Annotated in this window: 21 protein-coding genes, 3 tRNA genes and 1 pseudogene; 11 read left to right on the forward strand and 14 right to left on the reverse strand. The window is 71.9% G+C overall.

Going from position 1 to position 25,978, the window contains the following annotated elements; genetic code table 11:
* Nucleotides 1–149: 149 nt before the first annotated feature.
* Genes ACTVZO_RS16020 through ACTVZO_RS16030 form a run of 3 tightly spaced genes read left to right on the forward strand, consistent with a single transcriptional unit; the run spans nucleotide 150 to nucleotide 4,236 of the window.
* Entirely contained in the window at nucleotides 150–1,337 is a 1,188-nt protein-coding gene (locus ACTVZO_RS16020; RefSeq protein WP_443299026.1) for a hypothetical protein, read from the forward strand.
* Complete coding sequence (locus ACTVZO_RS16025) at nucleotides 1,325–2,908, forward strand: hypothetical protein (RefSeq protein WP_443299027.1); 1,584 nt, start codon at nucleotides 1,325–1,327, stop codon at nucleotides 2,906–2,908. The genes ACTVZO_RS16020 and ACTVZO_RS16025 overlap by 13 nt, the downstream gene beginning before the upstream one ends.
* Nucleotides 2,905–4,236, forward strand: coding sequence for an AAA domain-containing protein (locus ACTVZO_RS16030; protein ID WP_443299028.1), 1,332 nt, complete (start codon nucleotides 2,905–2,907; stop codon nucleotides 4,234–4,236). Before ACTVZO_RS16025 ends, ACTVZO_RS16030 begins: the two co-directional genes overlap by 4 nt.
* 13 nt (nucleotides 4,237–4,249) lie before the next feature.
* Here ACTVZO_RS16030 and ACTVZO_RS16035 read toward each other — a convergent pair whose 3' ends face one another.
* Nucleotides 4,250–5,356: a helix-turn-helix domain-containing protein gene (locus ACTVZO_RS16035; protein ID WP_443299029.1), complete on the reverse strand. Its 1,107-nt coding sequence runs from the start codon at nucleotides 5,354–5,356 to the stop codon at nucleotides 4,250–4,252.
* Between the two features lie 144 nt (nucleotides 5,357–5,500).
* Between ACTVZO_RS16035 and ACTVZO_RS16040 the strand changes: the two genes are divergently transcribed.
* Together ACTVZO_RS16040 and ACTVZO_RS16045 are read left to right on the forward strand one after the other, a co-directional pair.
* Nucleotides 5,501–5,707 (forward strand): hypothetical protein, encoded by a 207-nt coding sequence (locus ACTVZO_RS16040; RefSeq protein ID WP_443299031.1) that lies wholly within the window; start codon nucleotides 5,501–5,503, stop codon nucleotides 5,705–5,707.
* Nucleotides 5,707–5,928: a DUF7848 domain-containing protein gene (locus ACTVZO_RS16045; RefSeq protein WP_443299033.1), complete on the forward strand. Its 222-nt coding sequence runs from the start codon at nucleotides 5,707–5,709 to the stop codon at nucleotides 5,926–5,928. The genes ACTVZO_RS16040 and ACTVZO_RS16045 overlap by 1 nt, the downstream gene beginning before the upstream one ends.
* On the opposite strand, the gene ACTVZO_RS16050 is transcribed toward ACTVZO_RS16045, so the two are convergent.
* Together ACTVZO_RS16050 and ACTVZO_RS16055 are read right to left on the reverse strand one after the other, a co-directional pair.
* A complete protein-coding gene (locus ACTVZO_RS16050; RefSeq protein ID WP_443299034.1) occupies nucleotides 5,925–6,530 on the reverse strand; it encodes a recombinase family protein in 606 nt (201 codons plus the stop codon). The two genes, ACTVZO_RS16045 and ACTVZO_RS16050, sit on opposite strands and share 4 nt — an antisense overlap.
* Nucleotides 6,531–6,815: 285 nt before the next feature.
* Complete coding sequence (locus tag ACTVZO_RS16055) at nucleotides 6,816–8,471, reverse strand: recombinase family protein (RefSeq protein ID WP_443299036.1); 1,656 nt, start codon at nucleotides 8,469–8,471, stop codon at nucleotides 6,816–6,818.
* A 252-nt stretch (nucleotides 8,472–8,723) separates the two neighbouring features.
* Here ACTVZO_RS16055 and ACTVZO_RS16060 point away from each other — a divergent pair, with 252 nt between their 5' ends.
* The 3 genes and pseudogenes from ACTVZO_RS16060 to ACTVZO_RS16070 all read left to right on the forward strand — a co-directional run bounded on the left by ACTVZO_RS16060 (nucleotide 8,724) and on the right by ACTVZO_RS16070 (nucleotide 9,838).
* Entirely contained in the window at nucleotides 8,724–9,071 is a 348-nt protein-coding gene (locus tag ACTVZO_RS16060; RefSeq protein ID WP_443299038.1) for a hypothetical protein, read from the forward strand.
* A 111-nt stretch (nucleotides 9,072–9,182) separates the two neighbouring features.
* Nucleotides 9,183–9,774: pseudogene (locus tag ACTVZO_RS16065) on the forward strand (bifunctional DNA primase/polymerase).
* Nucleotides 9,765–9,838, forward strand: a tRNA-Lys gene (locus tag ACTVZO_RS16070). Before ACTVZO_RS16065 ends, ACTVZO_RS16070 begins: the two are co-directional and overlap by 10 nt.
* A gap of 61 nt (nucleotides 9,839–9,899) precedes the next feature.
* On the opposite strand, the gene ACTVZO_RS16075 is transcribed toward ACTVZO_RS16070, so the two are convergent.
* Nucleotides 9,900–11,135, reverse strand: a complete 1,236-nt coding sequence (locus ACTVZO_RS16075) for a M6 family metalloprotease domain-containing protein (protein WP_443299039.1) — start codon at nucleotides 11,133–11,135, stop codon at nucleotides 9,900–9,902.
* 346 nt (nucleotides 11,136–11,481) lie between these two features.
* On the opposite strand from ACTVZO_RS16075, the gene ACTVZO_RS16080 reads away from it, so the two are divergent.
* Entirely contained in the window at nucleotides 11,482–13,401 is a 1,920-nt protein-coding gene (locus ACTVZO_RS16080) for a putative bifunctional diguanylate cyclase/phosphodiesterase (protein WP_443299040.1), read from the forward strand.
* 45 nt (nucleotides 13,402–13,446) lie between these two features.
* Here the strand turns inward: ACTVZO_RS16080 and ACTVZO_RS16085 are convergent, their stop codons facing one another.
* Together ACTVZO_RS16085 and ACTVZO_RS16090 are read right to left on the reverse strand one after the other, a co-directional pair.
* Nucleotides 13,447–15,132, reverse strand: coding sequence for a glycosyl hydrolase family 18 protein (locus ACTVZO_RS16085; protein WP_443299041.1), 1,686 nt, complete (start codon nucleotides 15,130–15,132; stop codon nucleotides 13,447–13,449).
* Nucleotides 15,133–15,386: 254 nt separating this feature from the next.
* Entirely contained in the window at nucleotides 15,387–16,499 is a 1,113-nt protein-coding gene (locus ACTVZO_RS16090; RefSeq protein WP_443299042.1) for an LLM class flavin-dependent oxidoreductase, read from the reverse strand.
* A 229-nt stretch (nucleotides 16,500–16,728) separates the two neighbouring features.
* On the opposite strand from ACTVZO_RS16090, the gene ACTVZO_RS16095 reads away from it, so the two are divergent.
* Entirely contained in the window at nucleotides 16,729–17,487 is a 759-nt protein-coding gene (locus ACTVZO_RS16095) for an IclR family transcriptional regulator (protein ID WP_215147493.1), read from the forward strand.
* A gap of 89 nt (nucleotides 17,488–17,576) precedes the next feature.
* Here ACTVZO_RS16095 and ACTVZO_RS16100 read toward each other — a convergent pair.
* The 5 genes from ACTVZO_RS16100 to ACTVZO_RS16120 all read right to left on the reverse strand — a co-directional run bounded on the left by ACTVZO_RS16100 (nucleotide 17,577) and on the right by ACTVZO_RS16120 (nucleotide 23,716).
* Nucleotides 17,577–17,650, reverse strand: a tRNA-Lys gene (locus ACTVZO_RS16100).
* 39 nt (nucleotides 17,651–17,689) lie between these two features.
* A complete protein-coding gene (locus tag ACTVZO_RS16105) occupies nucleotides 17,690–19,408 on the reverse strand; it encodes an AMP-binding protein (RefSeq protein WP_443299043.1) in 1,719 nt (572 codons plus the stop codon).
* Nucleotides 19,409–19,434: 26 nt separating this feature from the next.
* Nucleotides 19,435–20,028 (reverse strand): lytic polysaccharide monooxygenase auxiliary activity family 9 protein, encoded by a 594-nt coding sequence (locus ACTVZO_RS16110; RefSeq protein ID WP_443303189.1) that lies wholly within the window; start codon nucleotides 20,026–20,028, stop codon nucleotides 19,435–19,437.
* 188 nt (nucleotides 20,029–20,216) lie between these two features.
* Entirely contained in the window at nucleotides 20,217–22,376 is a 2,160-nt protein-coding gene (locus ACTVZO_RS16115; protein WP_443299044.1) for an SPFH domain-containing protein, read from the reverse strand.
* Nucleotides 22,377–22,387: 11 nt separating this feature from the next.
* Entirely contained in the window at nucleotides 22,388–23,716 is a 1,329-nt protein-coding gene (locus ACTVZO_RS16120) for a peptidoglycan-binding protein (protein ID WP_443303190.1), read from the reverse strand.
* 230 nt (nucleotides 23,717–23,946) lie between these two features.
* Here ACTVZO_RS16120 and ACTVZO_RS16125 point away from each other — a divergent pair.
* A tRNA-Lys gene (locus tag ACTVZO_RS16125) sits at nucleotides 23,947–24,020 on the forward strand.
* 64 nt (nucleotides 24,021–24,084) lie between these two features.
* On the opposite strand, the gene ACTVZO_RS16130 is transcribed toward ACTVZO_RS16125, so the two are convergent.
* From ACTVZO_RS16130 to ACTVZO_RS16140, 3 genes are all read right to left on the reverse strand, one after another.
* Nucleotides 24,085–24,744 carry a class F sortase gene (locus ACTVZO_RS16130; RefSeq protein ID WP_443299045.1) on the reverse strand — a complete coding sequence of 220 codons (660 nt, stop codon included), beginning with the start codon at nucleotides 24,742–24,744 and terminating at the stop codon, nucleotides 24,085–24,087.
* Between the two features lie 111 nt (nucleotides 24,745–24,855).
* Entirely contained in the window at nucleotides 24,856–25,461 is a 606-nt protein-coding gene (locus tag ACTVZO_RS16135; RefSeq protein ID WP_443299046.1) for a hypothetical protein, read from the reverse strand.
* A gap of 82 nt (nucleotides 25,462–25,543) precedes the next feature.
* On the reverse strand, nucleotides 25,544–25,930 hold the full coding sequence (locus ACTVZO_RS16140) for an HAD hydrolase-like protein (RefSeq protein ID WP_443303191.1): 387 nt from the start codon (nucleotides 25,928–25,930) through the stop codon (nucleotides 25,544–25,546).
* Nucleotides 25,931–25,978: the final 48 nt, after the last annotated feature.

Raw genomic sequence — 25,978 nt, forward strand, 5'->3', positions numbered from 1 at the left:
GTTTTACGGGGATTCCGTCGTCCGTCCATCATCCAACACGTGAACGGCGCGCTCACCCGCGGCCGTCCCCCGGCGGCCCGCCGGCCGCCCCGCAGCCCGTTTCCGCCGTAAGTGCACGATTGTCAGTGCCGGATGGGACACTTCCGCGGGTGAGCTCCTACCCGACCAGCAGCGCTCCGCAGACGACCCTGCGGCAGCGGCTCGCCGGCCTGCGCGGCCCGGCCGTGCCGCCCCGCCCGCTCGATGCCCGGGCCCTGGCCGCGCTCGCCGCCAACCCGGGCTGCGGCAGACGCGCCCTGCTCGACGGGGCCGGCGTGGACAAGACCGCCCTGGCCTCGGCCCTCGGCTCGCCCGCACCGTTCGGGCAGTCGCAGTTCGCCATCGTCCGCGGGAACTCCTTCGAGGCCAGGGTCAAGGCCGACGGCGGCGCCGAGCTGCTGCGGCTGGTCCACGGGCACCTCGGTGCCGGGGCCGAGCCCCCCGGCGCGGGAGCCGTCGTCCCCGACCTGACCGCCGCCGGGCCCGAAGGCCGCGCCGCGCGGACCGCCCTCGCCCTGCGCGAGGCCACCGCCGCCGGGCGCGACTCCAGGGCCGGCACCGGGTGGACGCTGCTCGACCACCCGATGCTGGCCCTGGAGGTCGCGGGCACCCCCGCCTACCTGGAGCCGGACGCCGTCGTCGTCCATCCCGACGGCCGCTGGACCGTGGTGGAGATCAAGTCGTTCCCGATGATCGACGGGGCCGCCGACGCGGCGAAGGTCGGCGCCGCCGCCCGCCAGGCCGCCGTGTACGTACTGGCCCTGGAGAAGACCGCGGAGAAGCTGGCCGGCGCCGAGGTCGGGCACACCGTGCTGCTGGTCTGCCCCAAGGACTTCTCCAACCTGCCCACCGCCTCGCCCGTCGACGTCCGCCGCGAGCGCTCCGTGACCCGGCGCCAGCTGGAGCGGCTGACCCGGGTCGAGGAGCTGGCCGCCGCGCTCCCCGAGGGCCTCAGCTTCGACCCGGCGCGCACCGCCGAGGAGCTGGCCGGCGCCGTGGCCGCGGTGGACGCCTCGTACGCCCCCGAGTGCCTGGCCGCCTGCGAACTCGCCTTCCACTGCCGGGACCGGGCCCGCGCCGCCGACGAGGTGACCGCGCTGGGCCGTTCCGTACGGGGCGAACTGGGCGCGCTGACCACCGTGGAGCAGGCCCTCGCGGCGGCCTCCGGCGCCGGCTGCGGCGAGGATCCGACCGCCGCCGCACTGCACCGGGCGGCCCGGCTGCGGGCCGAGGCACTGGACCTGGCCGCCGCCCGTCCGCCGTACCACCCCCCGGAGACCCCCGAATGTCCCTGCTGAGCACCCTGGCCCGGCTGGAGGCGGTCCGCGCGGGCCGCGCCCAGCCGCTCGCGACCGTGCGGCACCGCCACCTGTCCGAGACCCCGATGGTCTTCGTGCCGCTGACCACGGCCGGTGAGGCCGGGGCCCCGCTGGGCGCGCTGGTCGGCACCGACCGGCACGAGCCGCGGGTGTTCGTGATACCCCAGCCGCGCGACCGGGAGCTGCGCTGGGCGTTCCTCGCGGACCTGGCGGTCCACGTCCTGGCCCACATCGACGCGTACGCGGACGACGTGGAGCCGGCCGAGCGCACCGAGACCGACCCGGAGACGGGCAAGCGGGTCAAGGTCGAGGCCGAGCTGTGCCGGGACGCGCCGCAGCTGATCGTGCCGAGCCGGGCGGGCATCGAGTACGTGCGCCTGCTGGGCCGGTCGATGCGGTTCCGGCGGACGGCCGAGGAGGATCCGGAGAATCCGTATCCGGCGCCGCCGAAGGTGCCGCTGCTGGGCCGCTGGTTCACGCACCTCGGCGAGCGGGCGCGGGTCCCCGGCTCCTCAATGCTGCTGTCGGCGACGGACCTGCTGGGGCGCCACTGGGCGAGCGGCCAGAGCAATCTGGAGGACCAGCACCTGGGCGCCCTGCTGGCCTGGATCGATCCGCCGGAGGGCAGGTCCGGCGCCGAGACGGCGCTGCGCACGGAGCTGGGCCGCGACAAGGACGGGCAGCTGCTGTGCCCGCCGGCCGGTCCGGCCACCGACCCGGCCTTCGACAACAGGCTGCTGGCCCCGGCGATCGCCCGCTACGACGCGGCGCGCGCGGCCCTGGCGGCCGGGCCCGGGGACGACGACCGCGACGCCCGGATCGCCGAGCGGGCCGTCCGCCGGCTGGTCGTGGAGCAGATGTCGAGCACCTGGTGGATGACGTGGGAGGCGATCGACCTGTTGCGCACCCTGCCGCCCGGCGAGCGCGCCGAGGAGCGCTGGACGCGCGACCGCTGGTCGTACACCGGCCACCGGGACCGGGTCCGGGCGGGCGAGCCGCCGCAGCCGCGCCGCGACGACGCGGTGACGGCGGCGCAGAAGCTGGCCACGCGGGAGACCGAGCAGGTGCGGCTCGACGCCCAGGAGGCGCTGGACGACCCGCTGGTGATGGCGGGCCGGCGGCTCACGGGGGAGGCCTTCGCCGGTGAGGTCACCGAGGTGGTGATGGAGTGGACGGAGTCGAAGCGCCCGAGCCCGCGCCCGCTGGTGACCGTGGCCACCGAGGACCGTCCGCAGCTCGCGGACGGGGGCGGCGGGAAGGTGTTCCGCTCGCTGGACGGGCGCCCGCAGAGCGCACAGTTCGTCCGCTTCGAGGAGGACGGGCGGCTGGTGCTGCGGATCCTGGACAAGATGGGCCGCGGCCGGGAGCCGGAGCCGGGCTCGGTGCCGGAGAAGGGCGACCGGGTGTGCTGGACGCTCTTCGAGCACGACGCGCGCGGCGGCCCGAAGCTGCCGGATCCGGAGCGGACCCCGTGGACCCACGGCGGCCCGCCGGGACACCTGACCGCCCCCGTGCTGCCCGACTCCGTGACCGACGAGGACGTGCTGTGAACTCCTTCGACCCGGGGGCGGCGGCCGCCGAGGCGACCGCCGCCATCCTGCGCGACACCCTGCACGGGACCGAGCGGGGCGTGGTCGTCGACTCCCCGCCCGGGGCCGGCAAGTCCACGCTCGTGGTCCGGGCCGCCCGGGAACTGGCCGCGGCCGGACGCCGGCTGATGGTGGTGGCACAGACGAACGCGCAGGTCGACGACCTGGTACTGCGGCTCGCCGACAAGGATCCGGAGCTGAAGGTCGGCCGGCTGCACAGCAGTGAGGGCGACGCGTACGACCCCGCGCTGCGCGAGCTGCCCTCGGTCACGCTCTCCGCCAAGCCGGGCGACCTCGCGGAGCTGCCGATCACCATCTCCACGGCCGCGAAGTGGGCGTACGTCAAGGACGCGGAGCCCTGGGAGCACGCCATCGTCGACGAGGCGTACCAGATGCGTTCGGACGCGCTGCTGGCCGTGGCCGGGCTGTTCGACCGGGCGCTGTTCGTGGGCGACCCGGGGCAGCTGGACCCGTTCAGCGTGGTGGGCGCGGAGCAGTGGGCGGGCCTGTCGTACGACCCGTCCGCCTCGGCGGTCAGCACCCTGCTCGCCCACAACCCGCAGCTGCCTCAGCACCGGCTGCCGGTGTCGTGGCGGCTCCCGGCGACGGCCGCGCCGCTGGTCTCCCGGGCGTTCTACCCGTACACCCAGTTCCGCAGCGGTACGGGCCCGGGCGAGCGGCGGCTGTCGTACGGGGTGCCCTCGGACGGGTCGGGTCCGGACCGGGTGCTCGACGAGGCCGCCGAGTCGGGCTGGGGCCTGCTGGAGCTGCCCGCGCGGCACACCCCGCGCACCGATCCGGAGGCGGTGGCGGCGGTGGCCCTGGTGGTCCGCCGGGCCCTGGACCGCGGGGCGGTGACCTCGGACGAACAGTCGGCGGGGCCCTCGCCGCTGACCGCGGACCGGGTCGCGGTGGGCACGGCGCACCGCGACCAGGCGTCGGCGATCCGGACGGCGCTGGCCGGGCACGGGGTCACCGGGGTCACGGTGGACACCGCGAACCGCCTTCAGGGGCGGGAGTACGACCTCACGGTGATCCTGCACCCGCTGTCGGGCCGTCCCGACGCGACGGCCTTCCACCTGGAGACGGGCCGGCTGTGCGTACTGGCCTCCCGGCACCGGCACGCCTGTGTGGTGGTGGCCCGGGCTGGCATAGCGGAGCTCCTGGACGACCACCCCTCGACGGAGCCGGTGCAGCTGGGCGTGACGGTGAAGTTCCCCGACGGCTGGGAGGCGATGATGTCCACGTGGGATTTCTGGTCCAACCACCGCGTCTCGTGGCGGCCATAGGGCGCCGGTGGTCTCAGGGCCCGGTCACTTCGTCCATGAGCATCCGCAGAGTCAGGGAGTGCTTCTCGGGTGGCAGTGCAGCCAAGGCAGCCCGTGCATGTGCTGCTCCGCCTGCCCGGTCACCGGACCGAGCCAGCATCAGACCCCGGTGCATCTCCAGGTGCGTACGGAAGCGTGGAAGCGTTTCGGGAAGTTCTCGAAGGGCTTCCTCCTGTGCGTTGACTGCCCCCTTCTCATCACCGAGTCGGGCGAGTAGCAGCGACAGGAAGACGTTCATCCTCCACCAGGGAACGGCGTAGTCCGAGGTCTGTTCGTACGAACCTGCTCCGTCGAAGATGCGCCGCCCATGGTCGGCAAGCTTCATGGCCGAGTCCCTGTCACCTCGGAGTGCTGCGGCGTGGGCCTTGCCCATCACAGCATTGAGCAACCCCAGGGAGAGACTTCCCCCCATGGCCAGGGCCTGATCGGCGAGCACATCGGCAACGCCCAGGGAAGCGCCTTCATAGCCCAGAGCGATGGCCGCCCTGCCTCGGACCCACACTCTGGCTTCGTTGTCGCCGGACTCGTCTGCGGCCTTCGCGGCCATGCGGTACCAGTGCACTGCCTTCGATCCGTCCGACCCTGGAAAGGTCTTGGCGTACAGGGTCATGAGCCGGGAAGCGACAGACCAGAGCCGAGGGTTCTCCAGTTGCTGCTGAACGACGACCAGTTCGCCGGACACCCGGCGCTGGATGTCAGCCGCTCCCAGCGACATGTACTCGGTTCCGTAGGTCGCCAGCTTGCCTTCCCAGACGTCCGCTGTCGGGCCACCTTGCAGCCGAGCAGCGAATCCCTTGGTCAGGAGATCCGAGGCAACCACAGGAGCTATGGAAGCTCCCGCAACATCGGTGAGGAACTGACGTCGGTCCACTTCACCTTCCAGGACAGCTAGGGGCACATCCAGAACGCCGGACAGTGCAGCGAGGCAGAACCCGCCGGGCCGGATCTTCGAACGCTCCCAGTTGCTGACGTACTCCCGGGAGAGTGCCGTCCCGTGCGCCTTGTTGATCTCAGAAGCCAGCCGCCCCTGGCTCCACCCACGAGCCTTCCGCAGGTCCCTGATCAGCTCCCCTACGTCCATGCCCCCAGCCTGCCACCACAGGTGCCACTAGACGGCCAAATTGCCTACCGATGCGGCTACTTCGCACTAGGAATCACACTAGGTCGCGCCGCCGATCGGCGGGACGATCACGGACACCAGAGGGCGACGTGAACGGAGTGCAGCATGAGCGACACGACGACAAGGCAGTGGCGCCAGATTCCGCAACGCGATCCCTTCCCGAAGCCCGACCCCAAGCCGGCTCCCAACTGTGCCGTCTGCGCCGCCCTGAACGAGCAGTGGACGGAGTACTACCGGCTACGCGACTTGTCCGGAGTCGTGGACTGCAACGTAGAGATCCGCCAGCATCCGCACGGTCGGGCCGCCCGTTGATGCCCACCACCTTCCGATACGTCGAGCACTCCATTCGCCACGCCCCCGAAGGCGGAGTCACCTGGGAGGTCTTCTGTACCGCCGTTGACTGCGGAGCCGACTCCGGCCCGCAGGAAGAACAGGAGACAGCCCAGGACTGGGCCTTACGACACTCCGGACGGACTGGCCACGCGCTGTTCCGCCGACTGGCTACCGACCACGCGCGAGTCACCCGCGCCTAGGCTTCTTCAGGGTGCCTGTAAAGGGTTGCCCTGGACACTCCAATCGCCTTGGCGATGGCGCTGACGCTCTCCCCCTTGGCCTTCCGAGCCCTCGCCACGGTGAGCTTGTCGTCAGTAATGACAGTGGGACGGCCACCAGTCCGGCCTTGAGCCTTGGCGGCTTGCAGTCCGGCTTTCGCCCTCTCCTTGATGAGGGATCGCTCGAACTCCGCCATGGCGCCAACCACTTGAAGCATGAGACGACCGTCCGCCGTGGCAGGGTCGATGTTGGCCAGGGCGCCAGTGAGCACCTTGAAGCCGATACCACGCCTACTGAGTTCGTCCACCAGGGTCACGAGGTCGATCAGGGATCGTGCGAAGCGGTCCAGCTTCCAAACGCAGAGACTGTCTCCGCTTCGGAGGTAGTCCATGGCCGCCATGAGTTCCGGGCGCTCTGCGTTCTTGCCGGACGCCTTGTCGATGAAGACCCGGGAGCACCCAGCAACATTGAGGGCATCGACCTGTAGCTGCGCCTCTTGTTCGTCTGTCGAGACTCGTGAATAGCCGATGAGGTGGAGAGCCACCCTCGAAGCCCGTACGGGTTGCAAGAGATCGTGAGCCATCCGGCAAGCCTTCTCCCCTCCGGAACGGCAAGAGGGACTCGTGATCACTCCGGGGTCGCCAGAGGGGCCTACAGGGCCCTTCCCTGCCCCCATGACCCCGGAGGCGCCGGGACGACTTGCGCCATCTCCATCCCGACTTTGTGATCCCCATCTCATTCACCTCGAAGCTTGTCCGAGATACCCCGAGAGGACACGTACATTATTTATGCGGTTGGTTATATATCTACTACCAGTATCCAAGTAGCAAAAGGTAGGGCCCCTGCCCGAACAGGGGCCCAAGTTCGACTAAGAGGAACTAACCCTCAACTGGCCAATCTCCGCTTCCAGGACTTCTGTGAAGATTTTCAAAGCTTCCAGATTCCACGCTTCTTCGTCGCTCGGCTCAACGGATCCAGCCAGGGCGCTACTGGCCCTCTCGGCGACATCATTCGGAGAGATGACATAGACAGCCATGTCTCCCTGCGCCTTGGGGTGACCCCAAACGAAGAGCCGAAAGCCCGCCTCGCGAAGGAATGACCCCCGCTCCTTCCAGCCTCTCATGGTGGACCACTTCTCGGCGTAGGTCTGGCCGGTGCCGGCCACCTGCCACCGCCCCGGCACGAAGGGTTCACCCATCAGCGCTTCGAGGTTGGCCGCATGCCGCTCCATCGTCCCGGTCAGGGAAGAAACCACCGCAGGGGAAGCGGCCAATGCGATTGACTGCGCCAGATTGTCGATGGCGCGCTCAAGCTCCTTGATCTGCTTCCTGTTATCCCTTCCTGGGACATACTGACGTTCCATGATTTCCTCATCCCCCAGCTTGGCGAGGAACGCATGCTCCGCCATGGCGTAGAGGTGATCCTGTGGCCAGGAGACGGAGAACTCACACGCCTTGCCGTTGGACCACGAGGAACAACGGAAGTATTTATGGGGTCGAATCTCTCCCGTGTTCAGCTTCCCAACCGAGCTGTTCTCGTACATCTTCCTTCCGCACGGACAGTGGAGAACACCCGCCATAGGAGATGCGTTGGACTTGATCCCCGCACGATGCCGACCAAGTGCGGCAACGGCTACCTGCAACTTGGCGAATTCCTCATCACTGAGGATTGGGTCTGCCCAGCGCACGGGAATGCCGTCACGAAGAAGCGGCTCGCCCTTGTGCATGGCGATTCCTTGAAGGATCGGCTTCTTCAGAATCTTCCCCAAGGTGGAAGTCGTCCACCTGGTTCCCTTGATGGCCGTCTTGACGCCGGCCTTCTTCTCTCCTGCGTTCACGCTCCGCTGGTAGTCCTGCGACGTGAGGACACCCCGCTTGTTCCAGTCCTCGCAGAGGCGACTCATGCTCCACCCCTGGACACCGACTCGCTCGTACGCCTCACGGATCAGGGGCCCTGTCACGGGGTCGATATCCAGTTTGTAGCGTTGCCCGCCCTGGTACTCCGTGAGCACCGGGCGGTAGCCGAAGGGCCAAGTACCGCCACCCCACAGGGATTCATCACGGTAGTACTGAGTCTGGTTCCGGCGCTTCTGCACGATGGCTTCCCGGTACTCCTGCGCTTGCGTCGCTTTGATGTAGGCGATCATCCGGCCATTGCCGGGGGTGATGTCCAGTGCGGGGTCATCCAGGCAGATGATGTCTTTGCCGCCCTGGTAGCACTTGTCCGCGAACATCTCCCAGTGCATCTGGTTGCGAGTAATGCGATCCAGAGAGGTGACCATGATCGCGTCCCACTCGTACCAGAGTGGCTCACGCATCCACCTGCCGAGGCCAGGCCGCTCCTCGGGGCGGACCGCACCCGAGATGAACGAGTCCTCTACGTCCCCCACAACATCGAACCGGCCTTCAGCGGCCACGCCGTCCAGGGCTTCAGCCTGACGCGCCAGAGCGGAACTGTCCTCGGAGTCCCGGCTGATCCGCCGCATTTTCAGGACGCGAGTACCCGGTGACGGCCGGTACGACATGTCGTTACCCCCTACGTAGTCCCCATCTACTTCCAATGAGGCTACATGGTGATCCTGTTTTCTGAGGGCTGGGAGGCGAACCATTCGGTCCTGGCCCACCTGGCGGAACACCGGGTGCGCTGGCGGCCTTGAACCGGCCCGGGGAGGGGTGGGGGGCGCTCGATGTGTGAGCCCCGTCTCGGTGCGCTCTTGCGGGGCGTTGGACAATGGACGGTGGCCCGGAAGCATCGCACGCGCAGCAGGAGGACAGGCATGGCAGAGCCCGAGCGGACCGAGCGGAGGCTTCGGCCCGCACCACTGCTCTTCGAGCCCTCCGAGGCCACCACGGACCCGGAGCACTTCTTCGACCTGGAGTCCATCGAGGACCCCCGCGAGCTGCTGGCCCGCGCGACCGAGCTGACGCTGGCCTTCCGGGCCGCCCAGGAGCGGGCGGTGGAGTTCCAGGCCCTGGCGGCGGCGCAGCTGGCGGATCCGCGCCGGTTCGACCGGCTCTCGCCGGCGCTGATCGCAGAGCAGGCGGAGTGGACCGAGGACTACGCCCGCAAGATGATCGAGTTCGGCGAGTCCCTCCAGCGCGACGCGGGTCCGGAAGCGAGCTGACACCGGGCGGCTGGCATATGCGCGGCGCAACATACCCCAGCGGTGCCCGCCGCGTCCGGGATTCCGGTAACTCGTGGGAACGGGAACGTTACGCCCGGTAGACCTGTAGGCATGACGACGCTGACGACGGCTCCCGGTTGCCCCGCCCTCGACGTACGCGCGGCACCCGCCACCCACGTCACCCCTCAGGGCGCCGCCTGGCTCGCCTCGGCGTGCGCCCGGCCGCAGGTCACCCTCGCGGCCTGGGAGGCCCGGCCCACCGCGGCCGCGGTACTGCCCTGCGGCAGCGCCTTCGACGTCGTCAACGTCCCGGCCGTGTTCGGCCGCCGGATCCTGGACCTGTTGTGGGCCGAGGGCCCCGGATCGGGACCGGTGGCCGTGCACCGGGGCCGGATGCTGCTGTTCGCCGCCACCGGGACCGCCCACCGGCTCCCCGCCCTGCTGGCCTGGGAAGAATGGGGGGCCTCCCGTACCGCCCCGGCGCCGCTGTGCCACGGGCTCGGCGACGCCGTCACCGTGCCGCCGCTGGCCGCCGCCCCGGGCCCGTCGCGCTGGCTGGTGGCCCCCGACGCGCGCAGGCCCTGGCTGCCCGGCCCGGAGGCCCTGCTGTGGGCGTTCGTCCGCGCGGCCCGAGCTGCGGATATCGATTTTTAGTTCCGCGGAACCTCCTGGTAATGTCTACGACGTCAGCAAGCGCCGCTAGCTCAGTTGGTTAGAGCAGCTGACTCTTAATCAGCGGGTCCGGGGTTCGAGTCCCTGGCGGCGCACAGACGGAAGAAGGCCCCCGCTCCTCGGAGTGGGGGCCTTCTTCGTTCCGCCGTCGGCCGGCTAGGTGGTGATCTTCACCGTGTACGCGCCCGACTGGGTGCGGTCGGCCACCTCGATGGTGATCCGCTCCCCCGGCACGGTGTACGTCTCGCCCACCTCCAGCGGCGCGTCCGCGAGCGGCGGGTACACCGAGCGGTCCCAGCACGCCTCCGTCGCCGGATGCGCGTCCAGGACCTCGATGGGACCGCCGCCCGACGCCGCCTCGTTGCGCACCCGGTAGACCAGGACCCCTTCCATGCAGGTGTCCCCGTCGTTGCCGGCGGAGCCGCGCGCCTCGACGGCGATCGCGCTGCCGGGGCCCGTGCGGACCACGGCGAGCCGGGTCCCTCCCGTGCCGCCCCGCACCGGGGCCGCGGCCAGCGGCTGGAGGGTGTGCAGCGAGGAGCCCGACTGGACGCAGTCCACCTGGCCGGGGTCCAGCCAGCCGAGCTTCCACTTGTGCCAGGCGAACAGGTCGGGGGCCATCCCGAACTGGCTGCCCATCACGTCCCAGTCCCCGACGTAGGTGTCCCAGTCGCCCTTGCCGTCCGTCGGCCGGTGGTAGAGGTCGGGCAGGTCGAAGACGTGGCCGGTCTCGTGGGCGAGGACGTTGCGGTCCGGCGGGTGCCGTTCGAAGACGGTGACGATCCGCCGCAGGTCCGTGCCGTCGGCGCGGATCGGGCGGTCGAAGTTGACGACCTTCGTGGCGTCGGAGTCCACCCCGGGCGCGTCCGGATCGGCGACGAAGTAGACGACGTCGTACTTGCCGAAGTCCACCTGGGGGTCGGCGGCCGCGACCGCGTCCCGCAGGTAGGCCGCCCGGTCCTCCGGGGCCCAGTCACGCTGTATCCCGTACGCGGTGGACGGCCTGGGCATCCGGATCCACTGCTTCTGCGGGTGCGGGACGAGGCGGAACCGGCCGTACGAGGCCCGCTCGAAGAAGTCACTGGTGGCCGGGAAGTAGTCGCCCGCGATCTCCTCGGGGGTGAGGGCGGTCCGGTGGTCGGGGAAGGAGAGGAAGACCATGACAGCGTCGAGGGTGCGCTCGGGCCGCGGGTAGGCGCCGTTCCAGGTGTCGAGGCCCAGTGAGTGGTGTGCGGCCGTACGGGTCAGCGCGCAGGGGCCGGCACCGGAATCGGCCACCGCGGGGCCCGCGACGAGCGACATGGCGGCGAGTGCCGTCAGGGAGGTGAGCGCCGCCGCCGTGCTCCGGAGGCGGGGGCGGTCCACTCCCCCGGGTGTCAGCTGTCGCGCCACATCGACCTCCGGTGGTGGATTCGTACCTGTTCGTCCACCTTGAGGTGCTTGTCGTACCAATGCCCTGTTGCCCTGCCCCACACGAGTGAGCAATCCGGCAAGCCAGTGACCCTTGACCTTCACCCGGTTGCCTACAGAACGTCACGACCGATCACGCGAGATCAGCAGGGGCCCCTCCATGCTCAGAGCCGCGCAGAAACGATCGCCCGGAGTGGGGCCGTCACTCCGTCATCACGCCGAACTCCCGCCCCCCGCACGGCGACGCCGCTGGATAGGGCCTCCCGGCAGCCTCTATGATCGGCACACTTTCCTGCACGGACACTCACGAGCACTGCGGGAGCCAACGGTGAGCGGAACCTCTGAAGGAACCGGTTCGGCGGCCGACAGCATCCGATCGGCCATTACGGAGCGTCACGCGGCAGTGTCGGCAACGGCAATCCCGCCGCGCGCCGAGTCCGAGCGGCGCGACTACCGCGCCGCGTTCAACGCGGCCCACCTGCCCATGGCCGTCGTCGACCGCGAGGGGTACGTCGTCGCCGCCAACGACGCCTTCGCCGGCCTGCTGGGCGCCGAGCCGCACGCGCTCGTCCACCGGTGCGCCGCCGACCTGGTGGACCTGGCCGCGGAGGCCCGCACCTGGGCCGCGTACCAGGAGGTGCTCCGCGGGCGGCAGGCCCGGCTGCGCTGCACCCGCCGCCTCAAACACCCCGACGGGCATTCGCTGTGGACCGAGGTCACCCTGGGGCCGGTGCCGGGGACCGGCGACGTCCTGCTGTCCGTCGCCGACATCAGCGACCGGCGCGACCTCCAGGCACGCCTGCGCCACCTCCAGATGCACGACCCCGTCACCCGGCTGCCCAACCGGGCGCTGTTCTTCGAGCGGCTCTCGGCCGCGCTGGAGGCCTCCTCGTACGAACACGGCGGCGGGACCGGCCGGATCGGGCTGTGCTACCTGGACCTCGACGGTTTCAAGGCGGTCAACGACACCCTCGGCCACCGCGTCGGCGACCGGCTGCTGGCGGCCGTCGCCGCCCGGCTGACCCAGTGCGCCGACCAGTCCGGCTACGGGCGCACCAGCGGGCACCTGGTCGCGCGGCTCGGGGGCGACGAGTTCGCCCTGCTGGTCGAGGACTCCACGGGTACGGAACAACTCGCGGACCTGGCGCGCAGCGTACTGGCCGCCGTCCAGGAGCCGTTCGACCTGTCCGGGCAGCGGCTGTCGGTCTCCGCGTCGATCGGGGTGGTGGAGCGGGCCACCACCGGCACCTCGGCGACGGGGCTGATGCAGGCCGCCGACACGACCCTGTACTGGGCGAAGGCGGACGGCAAGGCCCGCTGGACCCTCTTCGACCCGGAGCGCAACGCGCACCGCATGACGCGCCAGGCCCTGTCCTCGACGCTGCGGCCGGCCGTGGAGCGGGGGGAGTTCGAGCTCGAGTACCAGCCGCTGGTCGACCTGGAGAGCGGGGCGGTGCGCGGGGTCGAGGCCCTGGTGCGCTGGAAGCACCCGCAGTTCGGCACGCTGACGCCGAATCGGTTCATCGGCATCGCCGAAGAGGACGGGTCCATCGTCCAGTTGGGGCAGTGGGTGCTGCGCACGGCCTGCCGCCAGGCGCGGCGCTGGCAGATCGAGCAGCCCAGCGACGCTCCCGTCTTCGTGTCGGTCAACGTGGCCGTGCGGCAGGTGTGGGACTCCGACCTGGTGGGCGACGTCGCGGAGATCCTCGCCGAGACGGGGCTCGCCCCGCAGCTGCTCCAGCTGGAGCTGACCGAGTCGGCCGTGATGGGCTCGGCGGGCCGGCCGCTCCAGGCCCTCCAGGCCCTCAGCGACATGGGCGTGCGCATCGCGATCGACGACTTCGGCACCGGCTACTCGAACCTGGCCTACCTCAGCCGGCTGCCGGTGTCGGTGCTGAAGCTGGACGGGTCCTTCGTACGGGGCTTCCGCTACGAGGAGGGCACGCACCCGAATCCGGCCGACGAGACGATCGTCGAGGCGCTGGTCCAGCTCGCGCACCGGCTGGGCCTGACGGTCACGGCGGAGTGCGTGGAGACCGCGGGGCAGGCGGCCCGGCTGCGCCGCGTCGGCTGCGACACGGGGCAGGGCTGGCTCTACTCCCGTGCGGTGGCCCCGGACGTGATCGCCCGCATGATCGGCCGCCAGGCCGCGGCTTCCGCCGTCTCCGGGACGGCCGCGGCCCCGGCTTCGTCCGCCGTCACCGCGTCCGCGCCGTCCGACGGACCTGCCCCGCACCCCCTCGTCTGAGGGGGATGCGGGGCAGGCCGCCGCTCGGCGCGGGGTGGGGGGAGATCAGCAGGCGCCGAGGTCCTTCCAGACACCCCATTCACCGGTGGTGCCCGGCGTCTCGTTCTGCGTCCACCACTGGGCCTTGTACTTGCGGCCGTTGTGCGCGACCTCGGTGCCACCGGTGTAGACCGTGCCCGCGACGTAGGCCGGGGTCGAACCGCATCCCGTGGTCGGCGGGGTCGTCGGCGGCGTGGTCGGCGGGGTGGTGGGAGGCGTCGTGGGCGGGGTGGTCGGCGGCACGGTGGTCCCGCCGAGGGCGTCCGAGATCTGGTTCAGCAGCGTGGTGTTGTTGTCCAGGCCGAGGAGCGAGTACATCATCGCGCCGGCCAGGCCGCGCTGCTTGCCGTAGTCGACCCGGGCCTGGACGGAGCGCTGGTTCAGGCCCGTGAAGAACTCGCCGTCCTTGTAGAAGTACGAGGACTTGGACTGGTCGTCCCAGAAGGTGGTCGCCGCGTTGTCGACGATCCCGCCGAGCTCCTTGTAGTGCGCGATGCCCGCCTGCTGGCTGAGCGGCCGGGCCGCCGAGCCGCCGGTCGCGCTCTGCGCCAGGCCGTTGGCGGTGCCGGCGGGCACGCCCTTCCAGCCGCGGTAGTAGAACTCGTAGCCCAGCGTCAGCTTGTTGGCGGGGAAGCCGCCGGTGATGCCGTAGGCCGGGTTGCCGTCGATCCAGGAGTCGATGGCGTTGTCGATGCTGTACTTCTCGGTGCCCGGGGCGATCGGGTCGGTCGGGTCGGCCGCGGACGGGTACAGCGGGGACTGGTGGTACGTCGGCCCGTCGCCGTCCCAGGCGCCGTGCATGTCGTACGTCATGATGTTCGCGTAGTCGAGGTACGCGCCGATCTTGTCCGTCTCGATGTACTTGATCTTGTCCTGGCCGGCCGGGAGCGCCGCGGTCAGCAGGTACTTCTTGCCGCCGTTGGCCGCGCCCTCGGCGTCGAGCTGCTTGCGGAACTCCGCCAGCAGCAGGGTGAAGTTCTGCTTGTCCTCGGGGCCGTAGTGGTTGCCCAGGTGGCCACCGGAGGAGCCGGGGTACTCCCAGTCGATGTCGATGCCGTCGAAGATGCCGGCCGCGGTGCCGGGGCCGCCGTAGCCGCCCTCCACCGGGAGGTCGCCCTTGATGTACTGCTTGATGCAGGAGGCGACGAGCTTCTTGCGGGAGGCGTCGGTCTTGGCCGCGTCGTGGAAGAACTTGGAGTAGGTCCAGCCGCCCAGCGAGATGTTGATCTTCAGGTGGGGGTACTTGGCCTTCAGTTCCTTGAACTGGTTGAAGACGCCCACGATCGGCTGGTCCCACTTGTCGGCGACGCCGTCCACGCTGTCCGCCGCGCTGAAGGACTTCTGGTAGTCGGCGTACGAATCGCCCGCGCCGTCACCGGCGTTGGGGTTGTTGTCGTCACCCGCGGCCTTGTTCGCCTCGAAACAGGTGAGGTCGGTGGGGTGGATGTTGCCGAACGAGTAGTTGATCACGTCCAGCTTGCCGGCTATCCCCCGCGTGTCCAGGTGCTTGGGGTAGAAGGCGTTCCCGTACACGCTCCACTGGTCGTAGTAGGCGATGCGGACACCGCCGGCCGCGGCACCCGCCGAGGCGTCGGCCGCCTGGGCGGTGCCGAGCCCCGCGAAGGAGGCGAGCGCACCGGCTGCCAGCGCGGCCGTGGCGGCGGCCGCGATGAGGGGTTTACGGATGTGCATGAACTGCCTCCGGGGAGTGGGAGGGGGGAGCATCAGCTTCAGGTGAGAGAAGTGATAGCGATCACGCCGCGCCCCAGTCAATGGTTTGGACCAAAGAAGGACTAGACCACTGAGCAGCCAAATGCGCTCGTCAGAGACCTGAAGGCACATCAGGGACCGCCCGCCACCCCGGGTGACGAGCGGTTTAAGGGTGTCTTAGGCCATCTCCCGGCAAGGTTTCGGCAACAAACCAGCCGAACCCCGTTTTCCGGCGCTCACCCCTCGGCCGGGCCCTGCACCGGCATCCCGTACGCATCTGCGACGAGCCCGTAGGACCGCAGCCGGGCCGCGCCGCTGTGGGCGTTGGCGGTCAGCATCAGCTCGTCCGCGCCCGTCCGCGCGGCCAGCCCGTCGAGTCCGGCGCGCACCTCGTCGGGGGTGCCGTGGACGATGTTCGCGAGCCAGCCGTCCACGAACTCCCGCTCCGGCGGCGAGTACGCGTAGGCCGCGGCCTCCTCGGGGGTCGGGACCAGTCCGGGCCGCCCGGTCCGCAGCCGCAGCATCGACAGCGCTCCGGTGAGCACTTGGGCACGGGCCTCCTCGGCGGTGTCCGCCGCCAGCGCCGCGGCCCCGATGACGGCGTACGGGGCGTCCAGGACGGCCGAGGGCCGGAAGGTCTGCCGGTAGAGGTCGAGCGCGGGCAGGGTGCCGGCCGCCGAGAAGTGGTGGGCGTAGGCGAAGGGCAGGCCGAGCTCGCCGGCGAGGCGGGCGCTGAAGCCCGAGGAGCCCAGCAGCCACAGGGGCGGCCGCCCGGCCGGCCCCTGGACCGGGCCCGGCACGGCGTGCACGCGGGCGTACGGGTGCCCGTCGGGGAAGTCGTCGTCGAGGAAGCGGGTCAGCTCGGCGAGCTGCCGGGGGAACTCCCCGGCCGCCTCGTCGAGGCGGCCGGGCCCGCGCAGCGCCATGGCCGTGCGCCCGTCGGTGCCGGGAGCCCGGCCGAGGCCGAGGTCGATCCGGCCCGGGGCGAGCGCCTCCAGGGTGCCGAACTGCTCGGCGACGGCGAGCGGGGCGTGGTTGGGCAGCATGACCCCGCCCGAGCCCAGCCGGATGCGGGAGGTGTGCGCGGCGAGGTGGGCCAGGATCACGGCCGGGGAGGAGCTGGCCACCCCGGGCATCGAGTGGTGCTCGGCGACCCAGTGGCGGTGGTAGCCGCGCGACTCGGCGAGCCGGGCGATGTCCACGCTGGTGCGCAGGGAGGCGTGCGCGGTGCTGCCGGCCCCCACGGTGACGAGGTCCAGGACCGAGAACGGTACGGGTGCGCTGCCCCGCGCCGTGCCGCGGACGGCGTCGCGGCCCTCCTGTCCATACGCGTCACCGGTGTCACTCATCGTCGCTCCCGTCTCGAATCCTCGTCCGTACGAAGAACTCGAACCGTCGGCGTCGCCGGGGCATTCCCGGCACACCGGGACAGTGAGCTTGACCATGGCATATGCCAATGGAGTAGATCCTGGCAGGGCGATGCGATTGAGCCATCAATCTCCTCAACAGGCGCTCCACATGGGCCTCTTGATGGCTATCGTGGTAGGGCAAGCGGTAACAACCTGCTAGGGGGAAACCGTGGCGCTGAAGCCCGAGCCGACCGCGCCGTTCCACTCGGTGCAGTACGCACTACGCGTACTCGAAACGATCGCACGGCACACCGGTGGTGTGACCGATGTGCAGATCGCGCGTGAGACCGGCCTGCCCGCAGTCCATCTCGCCCCGATGCTGCTCATGCTGCGCCGGGAGGGGTACGTCCTGCAGGTGTCGGACGGCGCCTACGCCATAGGGGATTCCCTGGTCCTGCTCGGTTCCGGCGTCGACCGGCAGCAGGCCCTGACGGACAAGCTCCAGGAGACCCTGGACCGGCTGCGGGACTCCGTGGGGGCGGCGGTCTACATCAGCCGGTACGTGGACGGCGAGGTCAGGATCACGCAGTTCGCGGACAGCCCGCGCACGCCGAAGGTCCACGAGTGGGTCGACTTCCGCTCCGCGGCGCACGCCAGCGCGGTCGGCAAGTGCCTGCTGACCCAGCTCGACCTGAACGGGCGGCGCGACCACCTGTCCCGCCACAAGATCGCCCGGCTCACGTCGAAGACGATCGTGAACGAGCGGATCCTGTTCTCCAAGCTCGACGCCCAGCCGGCCACCGTGCCCATGCTGGACCTCCAGGAGTACGCCGTGGGCACCGTCTGCGCGGCCGTACCGATCACGGCCGGGGCCTCGGTGGGCTGCCTGGCCCTGTCGATGCCGGTCGAGCACGCGCACCGGCTGCGCGCCGCGGCGGACACCCTGAACCGGAAGGCCGCGCCGCTGCTGCTGTCGCTCACCCTCTAGCGGGGCGGCCGGGCGGGGCAGCCGGGGGGCGGGGGGCCGGAAAACACTTCGGGCGGTTCCCGGTGACCGGAAACCGCCCGAAGGACAGGTGCGCCGCCAGGGACTCGAACCCCGGACCCGCTGATTAAGAGTCAGCTGCTCTAACCAACTGAGCTAGCGGCGCCTGCTGACAGAGAAAATACTACCTGGTCCTCCAGGGTGCTCAAAACCAGCGGTCCAGGAGGTCCGCCCGGCCCTGGGCCTCGTACGCCGACAGGAGAGCGGCGAGATCCGGCTCCGACAGGGGGCGGTAGGACCTCGCGCCGGGCGGCCGGTGCCAGATCGGGTCGGGGCCGGCGGCGCCCCCGGGCGGCGGCTGGGGGAGGAATCCGGCCCGGCGCAGGGCCACCCGGTGGACCTTGTTCGTCGCCGTGACCGGCATGGCCGGGACGACCCTGACGTAGCGCGGGGACATCTTCGTGCCCAGGTCGGGCTGCGCGGCCAGGAACGCCGCGAACGCGCCGGGGTCGAAGTCCGTGCCCGCCCGGAGGGCGACCGCCGCCATCACCTGGTCCCCCGCCACCTCGTCCGGCACCGCGTACACCGCGACCGCCGCCGCGTCGGACCACCGCGCCAGGATGTTCTCGATCACCGCCGCGGCCAGGTTCTCGCTGTCGACCCGCAGCCGGTCGTCCGTACGGCCCGCGAAGTAGAGGAAGCCCGCCGCGTCCCGGAAGAAGAGGTCCCCGGTCCAGTACCAGCCCTCCCGGGTACGGGCGGCCTCCGCCCCCGGGTTGCGCCAGTACCCCTCGAACAGGCTCCGGCCCCGGTTGACCAGCTCCCCGATGGCCTCCGAGCCGTTCAGCAGCCGGCCCTGCGCGTCCAGCACCGCGGGCTGGCACTCGGCGCCCGTCTCCGGGTCGATCACCGCCAGGTCGTCCCCCTCCCCCGCCCGGCCCAGCGCACCCGGCGGGGTGTCCGGCGTGTGCTGGACGGAGGCGCCGCCCTCGGTGGCGCCGTAGCCCTCCACCAGCGGGACCCCGAACCGTTCGGCGAAGCGCGCCGCGTCCACCGCCCCCGCCTCGGTGCCGAAGCCGAGCCGCAGGGTGTGCGCACGGTCGTCGGGGCGCGGCTCGGTGGCCAGCAGGTACTGGACGGCCCGCCCGACGTAGGTGAAGTAGGTCGCCCCGTACGCCCGTACGTCGTCCAGGAACGCGGAGGCGGAGAAGCGCCGGCGCAGCGCCACCGAGGCCCCGCCCACGAGCGCCGGGAGCCAGTCGGCGATGACCGCGTTGCCGTGGAAGAGCGGCATGCAGACGTAGTGGACGTCCTGCGGGGTGACCGAGAACCGGCGGGCCAGCGCGGACCCGGCCGCCGCGAGCCGGCCCTGGGTGCAGATGGCGGCCTTGGGCGCGCCGGTGGAGCCGGAGGTGAAGTAGAGGAGCATCCGGGTGGCCGGGCCGGGGGCGCCCAGCACCGCCTCGCCGGGCTTGGCGGCGGCGTAGGGCGCGAGCAGGGCCGCGTACTCCTCGGTGCCGGTGACCAGGAGGCGTACGCCCGGCAGGTCGAGGCCGCGCAGCAGCGGCAGGTGGGCGCGCTCGGTGACCAGGATCCGGCAGTCGGTGTGCAGGATGTCGCGGGCCAGCTCGGCCCCGCGCCGGGTGGGGTTGATCCCGGCGACGGCGGCCCCCGCGAGGGCCGCCGCGCCGAGCCAGAACGGGAACTCCGGGGTGTTGTCCAGCAGCACCCCGAGGTGCGGCTCGGCCCCCGGAGGCATGAGGTCGACGAGGAGCGCGGCCCGCGCGGCGGCCTCCTGGGCGGTCCGGTGGTGGGTGAGGGCGTGCCGTCCGGCGTCGTCCTCGTACATCAGCCCGGGCCGGTGGTCGCCCCATCGGCGCGCCACGAGCTCCGCGACGGTTTCGGGTGCAGTCGTCGTCCGCATGCCGCCGGAGGGTAACTGACGTTCCGTCAGAACTGAACGTCGGAGCAGGCGTAGAAGGCCATCGGGGTGTCGTTGACGGTCCAGACGGCCAGGATCAGGTGCCGGCCGCTCTTGCCGCTCGGCATGGCTCCCTGGTGGACGGTGGTCATGGCGGGCCGGGCGCCGTTGTAGGCGACGGTGAGGAAGGGCTGGGGTTCGAGATCGGCACGGGTGAGGGCCTTGGTGCCGTTCCACCCGTTCTTGGTGACGTAGTACTTGAAGTCGGTGGTGGAGTGGTTGGCGGTGAACTGCCACCGGAAGGCGTAGCTCTGCCCACTGGTCACCTTGGTGGTGGGCCAGGCGCCGCCGCGCGGGTTGTCGAGCTCGGCGAACTGGGAGAGCCCGCCGGAACATATCTTGCCGTCGGCGGGGCCGGCGGCCGGGAAGCCCTTGAAGCCCTCGACGCTCTGCGGCTCCCACTGGATCGCGCCGCAGTCGGCGACGGTCTTGTTGGCGCAGAGCTTCTGGCGGCTGATGGGGGTGTCGGTGTAGCCGTGGCTACTGGCACTGGGGGCGCCGAGGAGGGTGATTCCGGCGACGAGTCCGAGGCCGAGCGCGGCGGCGCCCGCCCGTCCGGGCATGCGGAAGTGACGCATGATGCTCCTTGAACGTGGGGGGAGTTCGGTGAGAGCGTGCGCACGCGTGGGGATGGCGATCTCAGGTCTAGACCAAGTTCCAGACTATTGACGGCAGTTGGCCGTGTCCATACCAACGGAAGAACGGGTGGTCCGGTCGGATCCGGCCACCCGTTCCCGTACCGCCGGGCGCGCTACTCGCAGCGGCCCGTGTAGAAGGCGACCGTGAGGTCCTTCACGAGCGCCTTGCGCTCGTAGTCGTCGAGCTCGACGAGCCCGCGCGAGGTCAGCCGGTGGACGGTGTCGTCTACGGCGTCCACGACCGAGGACAGCACGGCGTCCCGGTGCTTGGCGTCGATCGCCGCGACCCGGCGGCGGCGCATGGCCTCCGCGACCTCGGGCGCGTACTCGATCCGGGTCGGCTGGGCCGAGAACACGTCGATCCCGACGGCCTCGGTCTCGGCCGCCAGCATCCGGGTCAGCGCGTCGCCGACGGCTTCGGCGTCGCGCAGGGTCGGGGCGTCCTCGTGGAAGGCGTCGGCCGGGAGCTGGGACAGTACGCGGGCCATGGCCGACTCGACCTGCTCGGCCAGGTACTCCACGTGGTCCTCGACGGCCAGCGCGGCCCTGGCCGTGTCCTTGACCTGCCAGACCACCTGGACGACGACCTGGAGGGCGAGGCCGCCGGAGTCCACGGCGGGCATGGGCTCGCTGCGCCAGTGCCGCAGCCGTACGTCCACCCGGCGGCGCAGGAGGAGCGGGCTGATCCAGGTGAGCCCGGTACGGCGGACCGTGCCGCGGTAGCGGCCGAAGAGCGTGAGCACCCAGGCGTGGCCGGCCCGGGAACGGCCGAGGCCGCCGAGCGCGAGGAGGGCGACGATGCCGAGGAAGGCGAGCGGGGGCCAATGGGTGGCGCGCAGGCCCTGGTAGGCGCGCGGGGCGGCGCCGAAGGCGGCCACGACCGCGTCGGGGACGGCCCCGGCCCGCCAGAGCACTGCCGCGCAGCCGGCCAGGGCGAGCCCGCCGATGCCGACGCCGATCCACCCGGGCAGCACCGGACCGCGGTGCTCCCGGAGCCGGTCGTCGCCCCTCGGGACCCGTCGGCCGGGGGCGGGGCGGGGGGCCGCGGCCTGCCGGGGGGCGCGGGCCGCGGTGGCGGCCGGGGCGGGCGGGAACGTCCGCCGCTCGCCGCGGAACGGCAGGTGGACGGGCACCTCGGTGACGGCGCTACCGCGGAGCGGCGCCGTGTGCGGGACGGGGAGGTCACGGGCGTCGGCCGCCTCCTCCGCCAGCCCGCGCGCCACGGCCTGCGCGACGATCTCGACCACCCCGGGCCCCGGCACCCCGGCCCGCCCTGCGCAGGCTTCGGCCTCGGCCTCCGTCGCGGCTTCGGTCTCGGCTTCGGCCTCGGCTTCGGCCTCCGCCTCCGACCGCGGCTCCGGCTCCGGCTCCGGCAGCGGCTCGGGCTGCGACTGCGGCTCCGGCTGCGGCTGCGCGGGCGAGGGCGCCGGACGCCGGAGTTCCGGCCGGGACTCGCCTGCGGCCCCCGCCTCCGCGGACCCGCCCGGGCGCGCGGGCGCGGGCACGATCGCGGCGGGCGCGGGTGCGGGCGCGGGCAGCGGGTCCGACTCAGGTGCGACCGGGTGCGCGGACCGGCTGTCCGGCCCGGGCGCGGGATCCGGCTCCGAAGGTGCGGCCGGACAGACGGGCGCGGCCGTCGGGGCGGGCACGGTCGCGGCCGCAGGCGGCGTGCGGGCGGGCCGGGGGGCCGGCTCGGGCGCGGCCGTGGTCTGCCACTGCGCGGGCGCGGGGGTGCCCACGGGCCGGGGCGCCGGCTCGGGCGCGGCCGTGGCCTGCCACGCCGTGGTCGCGCGGGCTGCCGCCGCCGTCGGGGCGGGGGCGGCCGGGGCGTTCGGCTCCGCCTGCGCGGGCGGGCGTACGGGGGTGGGCGCGAACTCGGCCTTCGCGTGTGCGGGGGCCGGGACGGTCGCGGGCGGGACGGTCGTGGGCGGGACGGGGTCGGCGATCCGGAGGCGGAGGGTGGCCGGGCCGGCGTGGGTCGCCTCGGCCTGCGGGTGCGGGATGTCCGGGCCCGCGTGCAGCGGTTCGGGTTCGGTCTGGGCGCGGGCGGCCGGCACCTCGGGCCCGGCCGCGAGGAGCACCGCCGGGCCGGTGGCCCAGCCCGTCGAGGTCTCGCCCGAGAGCGGAGGCGGCGCGGCCGGCGGCTGGACGGCCTCGCGGGGCGGGGCCGCGCCCCACACCGGTGCGGGGGCGGCGGCAGCCGCGGGGGCAGGGGCGGACACCGCCGGCACCCGGAAGGTGCCCGTGACCGAGGTGGTGTGCGTGGGGTACATCGTGTCCTCCGTCATGCGAACAGCCGGCGCCAGGTTTCCGGGCCCGGATAGCCGTTGGCCGCGGCACCGCGCCAGCCCTGCGCGCGCTGGAAGGCCTCGACGTTGCGGCGGTCCGCCTCGCTCCAGCGCGGCCCGGGACCGGACGTGTAGTGCTTGCCGAAGCCCTTCTTGACCAGTTGGCGGCCGAGGGCGGCGATCGCGTCGTGCGAGGTGCCCGGGCGGAACACCGAGGCGCCGGGGTACGCCCGCACCCCGCCCGGCCCCGGCGCGGCACCCACCAGCGGCGGGATGTTCCTGCCGGTGCGCTCGACCAGCAGCCGCCAGGTGTGCGCCCCGGGGATGCCGTCCGCGTCGGCGCCGGTCCAGCCCTGGGCGGTCTGGAAGGCCTGGGTCGCCAGCCGGTCGTGGTCGCTCCACACCCGGTCGGCCACCCCCTTCGGGTAGAAGCGGAACGCGCCGCGCTCGATCAGCATCCGGCCCAGCCGGGCCACGTGGTCGTTGGTCTGCCCCGGCCCGAACTTCGCGGCGCCCGGGAACACCGCCGAGTCCCCCGGCGCGGGCACCGGCGGCGCCGGGTCGTCGGGCACGATCCCGCCCGTGACCCCGTTGAACCGGTACGGGATGTACTTCGACCCGTTGCTCCAGTACCCGTAGGGCGTGGCCAGCTTGCGCGTCGTCGGGCGGGTCTGCTCGTAGGCGATGTAGTGCGTCTGCGTCTCGTCGGCCCAGCCGCCGAAGACGACCACGTGGGAGCCGTTGTTGGGGTCCGCCGGGTTGTGGAAGAGGAGCATGTCCCCGGGCAGCAGATCGGCCTTGGTGATCTTCGTGGCGAATTTGTCGAGGCTGCCGGTCCACTCGTTCGAGCCGAGGTTCCAGACCATCGAGACGTAGCCCGAGCAGTCCTGCCGGTATCCGTCCGTCCAGTACTCGGACATGCTGTACGGAACCTTCGCGTCCAGCCACAGCTTCGCCCGGTTGATGATCGTCGTCCGGTCGATCCGCTTCACCCCGGAGGGCGCGCCCGGCTTGCCGACGGGACCGCCCTTCGGCCCGTGCAGCGGGGTCCGGCCGCCCTGCGGGCTGCCGGGGCCCGGGTCGTCCGGCGCCACCGGCCCGGCGGCCGGGGCGGTCACCGCCACCGCGGCTCCGCCGCCACCGCCCAGGACCACCCCGGCGGCGGTGGCCAGGACCAGCGCCCGGCGGGCCCCGCGGGCGGCGGGGTGGCCCCCGTCGCGCAGCCGTATGGCCCGCGCGCGGGCCAGGGTGCGGCGGCGCTGGGCGCACCCCCGGCACGCACAGTCGCCCGCGGGCTCGTACTCCTCGAAGGCGGGCATCGGCATCGGCATCGGCGGCGTCTGCACATGCGTCGGCGGCTGCATCGTCATGCGGTTCCGTCCACTCCCCTGCTCGTCCACTGGTCAGCCGGAACCGCATCTGGCGGGTCATCAGATGCGGCACGGCCAGACATATCGTGCACGATAAACCCCTTAAACATGGGTTAATCGGACAAGGCGGGCGTGGCTGGTCACGAGCACCTCTCGAGGTGCGGTAGAGTTTTCCCTGTCAGCAAGCGCCGCTAGCTCAGTTGGTTAGAGCAGCTGACTCTTAATCAGCGGGTCCGGGGTTCGAGTCCCTGGCGGCGCACAGACGGAAGAAGCCCCTCGCAGTGAGAACTGCGAGGGGCTTCTTCGTGTTTCCGGGGCGGAGGCTAAGCGGCCGTGCCCGGCCGGACCCCGGCGCCCGTCAGATAGGCGGAGACCACCACGTTCGCCGTGTACTCCTTGGCCGCCTTGTCATAGGTGCCGCCGCAGGTCACCAGCCTCAGCTCGGCCCGGCCCCGGATCCGCTGGCCGTAGACCTTGTGCGCGTCGAAGGCCGCGCGCTCGTAGACCCGTACGTCCTCGATGGTGAACTCGGCGACCGAACCGTCCGCCCGCACCACCCGCACCTTCTCGCCCGGCTGCGCCGAGCTCAGCCCGTAGAACACGGCCGGCTTGGACTTCGTGTCCACGTGCCCCACCATCAGCGCGGCCCCGGCGGCCCCCGGCTGCACGCCGTTGCTCCACCAGCCGACCGTGCCCGGGCTGTCGTACGGGGGCGGCTCGATCGCGCCGTCCGCGTCCAGGCCCCGGGAGATCACCGGGGCCTGGACGCCTATGGACGGCACGTCGACCCGCTGCGGCAGGGCCGCGGCCAGCGGACTGTGGGCCGCGGGCAGGGCCGGGCCCACCGCACCGCCGGCCTGCCCGGCGAGCGGGGCCGGGACCCCGGTGATCTGGCGGCCCCACAGCCACAGGCCCAGGACCAGCACCGACCAGGCGGCGAAGGTCAGCAGTCGGCCGCTTCCGGAGGATCTGGGCTCGCTCATGCGCCCCTCGCTCGTGCGCCACTCGTTCATCCGCGGCCCGCCCGGCGGCCACCCGCCCGGCCGTCGCCCACCCGGCCGCAATCCACCCGGCCGTCGTCCGCCCGCACGCGCTCAGTCACCGCTGCGGCGGCGGCGCAGGGCCAGGGCCCGGCCCGCGACGGCGAGGGTGGCGGCCGCGGCCAGGACGGCGCCGATGACCGTGTGCGGCAGCCCCGGTCCGTCGCCGCCGTGGTCGTCCTTCTTCGCCGCCGCGGCCAGCCGGGAGGTCTCCGCGATGTGGGCGGACATGCCGCCGCCGCCCGCGTGGACCGGCCAGACCGGGGAGGCGTGGTGGCTCGGACGGCGGTGGGTGATCTCGATGGAGCCGCTGACCTTGTCATGGCCGTCGCAGGTCACCCGTACGGAGTGCCAGCCCGGCTGGGCGTGCGAGCTGACCGTCACCTCGCCGTAGAGCGGGCTGCGGCCGCCCTCGCGGCCGTACAGCTCTGCGTCCCTCGCGAAGACGGAGGACTTGGCCGCGCCCCTGGTGCCGTCGCAGCCGTTGACGCGCAGCTTGACCTGCGCTCCCGGGTGGGCCGGATTCGGATCGACCGCGATGCTGCCGCGGCCGCCGCGGTCCTCCTCCCCCGCGAGGGCGGCGGGCGCGGTCACCGCGGAGAACGCTGTCAGGGCGACGGCCACCCCGGCGGCACGGAGAGCGATGTGAACACTGCGCATGGTGAACCTCCTCAACAAGGAGATTCACGCGCCGCGCGTCGCTCCGCATCCGGAGCGGCGCCGTACGTGTCAGCCGAACGACTTAAACGAGGTCCACCAGGTCGGCGATCGAATCGACCGTCTTGGTGGGCCGGTACGGGAACTTCTCGGTGTCCGCGACCGAGGTCAGGCCGGTGAGGACCAGGAAGGTCTGCATGCCCGCCTCCAGCCCGGCCAGCACGTCGGTGTCCATCCGGTCGCCGATCATCGCGCTGGTCTCCGAGTGCGCGCCGATCGCGTTCAGGCCGGTCCGCATCATCAGCGGGTTGGGCTTGCCCGCGAAGTACGGCTTCTTGCCGGTGGCCTTGGTGATCAGCGCGGCGACGGCGCCGGTGGCCGGGAGCGGGCCCTCGGTGGAGGGGCCGGTCTCGTCGGGGTTGGTGCAGATGAAGCGGGCGCCCGCGTTGATCAGGCGGACCGCCTTCGTCATCGCCTCGAAGCTGTAGGTGCGGGTCTCGCCCCGCACGATCAAAACATC

Origin of the sequence: Streptomyces sp. IBSNAI002 (assembly GCF_052244475.1) — a bacterium.
Classification (GTDB): domain Bacteria; phylum Actinomycetota; class Actinomycetes; order Streptomycetales; family Streptomycetaceae; genus Streptomyces.

Bases quoted from the DNA above. Each gene is read 5' to 3' on its own strand.
- ACTVZO_RS16120 (WP_443303190.1), bottom strand. From the start codon at position 23,716: ATGCCGATGCCCGCCTTCGAGGAGTACGAGCCCGCGGGCGACTGTGCG.
- ACTVZO_RS16090 (WP_443299042.1), bottom strand. From the start codon at position 16,499: ATGAGTGACACCGGTGACGCGTATGGACAGGAGGGCCGCGACGCCGTC.
- ACTVZO_RS16035 (WP_443299029.1), bottom strand. From the start codon at position 5,356: ATGGACGTAGGGGAGCTGATCAGGGACCTGCGGAAGGCTCGTGGGTGG.
- ACTVZO_RS16040 (WP_443299031.1), top strand. From the start codon at position 5,501: ATGAGCGACACGACGACAAGGCAGTGGCGCCAGATTCCGCAACGCGAT.
- ACTVZO_RS16050 (WP_443299034.1), bottom strand. From the start codon at position 6,530: ATGGCTCACGATCTCTTGCAACCCGTACGGGCTTCGAGGGTGGCTCTC.
- ACTVZO_RS16045 (WP_443299033.1), top strand. From the start codon at position 5,707: ATGCCCACCACCTTCCGATACGTCGAGCACTCCATTCGCCACGCCCCC.
- ACTVZO_RS16115 (WP_443299044.1), bottom strand. From the start codon at position 22,376: ATGTACCCCACGCACACCACCTCGGTCACGGGCACCTTCCGGGTGCCG.
- ACTVZO_RS16060 (WP_443299038.1), top strand. From the start codon at position 8,724: ATGGCAGAGCCCGAGCGGACCGAGCGGAGGCTTCGGCCCGCACCACTG.
- ACTVZO_RS16110 (WP_443303189.1), bottom strand. From the start codon at position 20,028: ATGCCCGGACGGGCGGGCGCCGCCGCGCTCGGCCTCGGACTCGTCGCC.
- ACTVZO_RS16130 (WP_443299045.1), bottom strand. From the start codon at position 24,744: ATGAGCGAGCCCAGATCCTCCGGAAGCGGCCGACTGCTGACCTTCGCC.
- ACTVZO_RS16105 (WP_443299043.1), bottom strand. From the start codon at position 19,408: ATGCGGACGACGACTGCACCCGAAACCGTCGCGGAGCTCGTGGCGCGC.
- ACTVZO_RS16135 (WP_443299046.1), bottom strand. From the start codon at position 25,461: ATGCGCAGTGTTCACATCGCTCTCCGTGCCGCCGGGGTGGCCGTCGCC.
- ACTVZO_RS16085 (WP_443299041.1), bottom strand. From the start codon at position 15,132: ATGCACATCCGTAAACCCCTCATCGCGGCCGCCGCCACGGCCGCGCTG.
- ACTVZO_RS16055 (WP_443299036.1), bottom strand. From the start codon at position 8,471: ATGTCGTACCGGCCGTCACCGGGTACTCGCGTCCTGAAAATGCGGCGG.
- ACTVZO_RS16025 (WP_443299027.1), top strand. From the start codon at position 1,325: ATGTCCCTGCTGAGCACCCTGGCCCGGCTGGAGGCGGTCCGCGCGGGC.
- ACTVZO_RS16140 (WP_443303191.1), bottom strand. From the start codon at position 25,930: ATGACGAAGGCGGTCCGCCTGATCAACGCGGGCGCCCGCTTCATCTGC.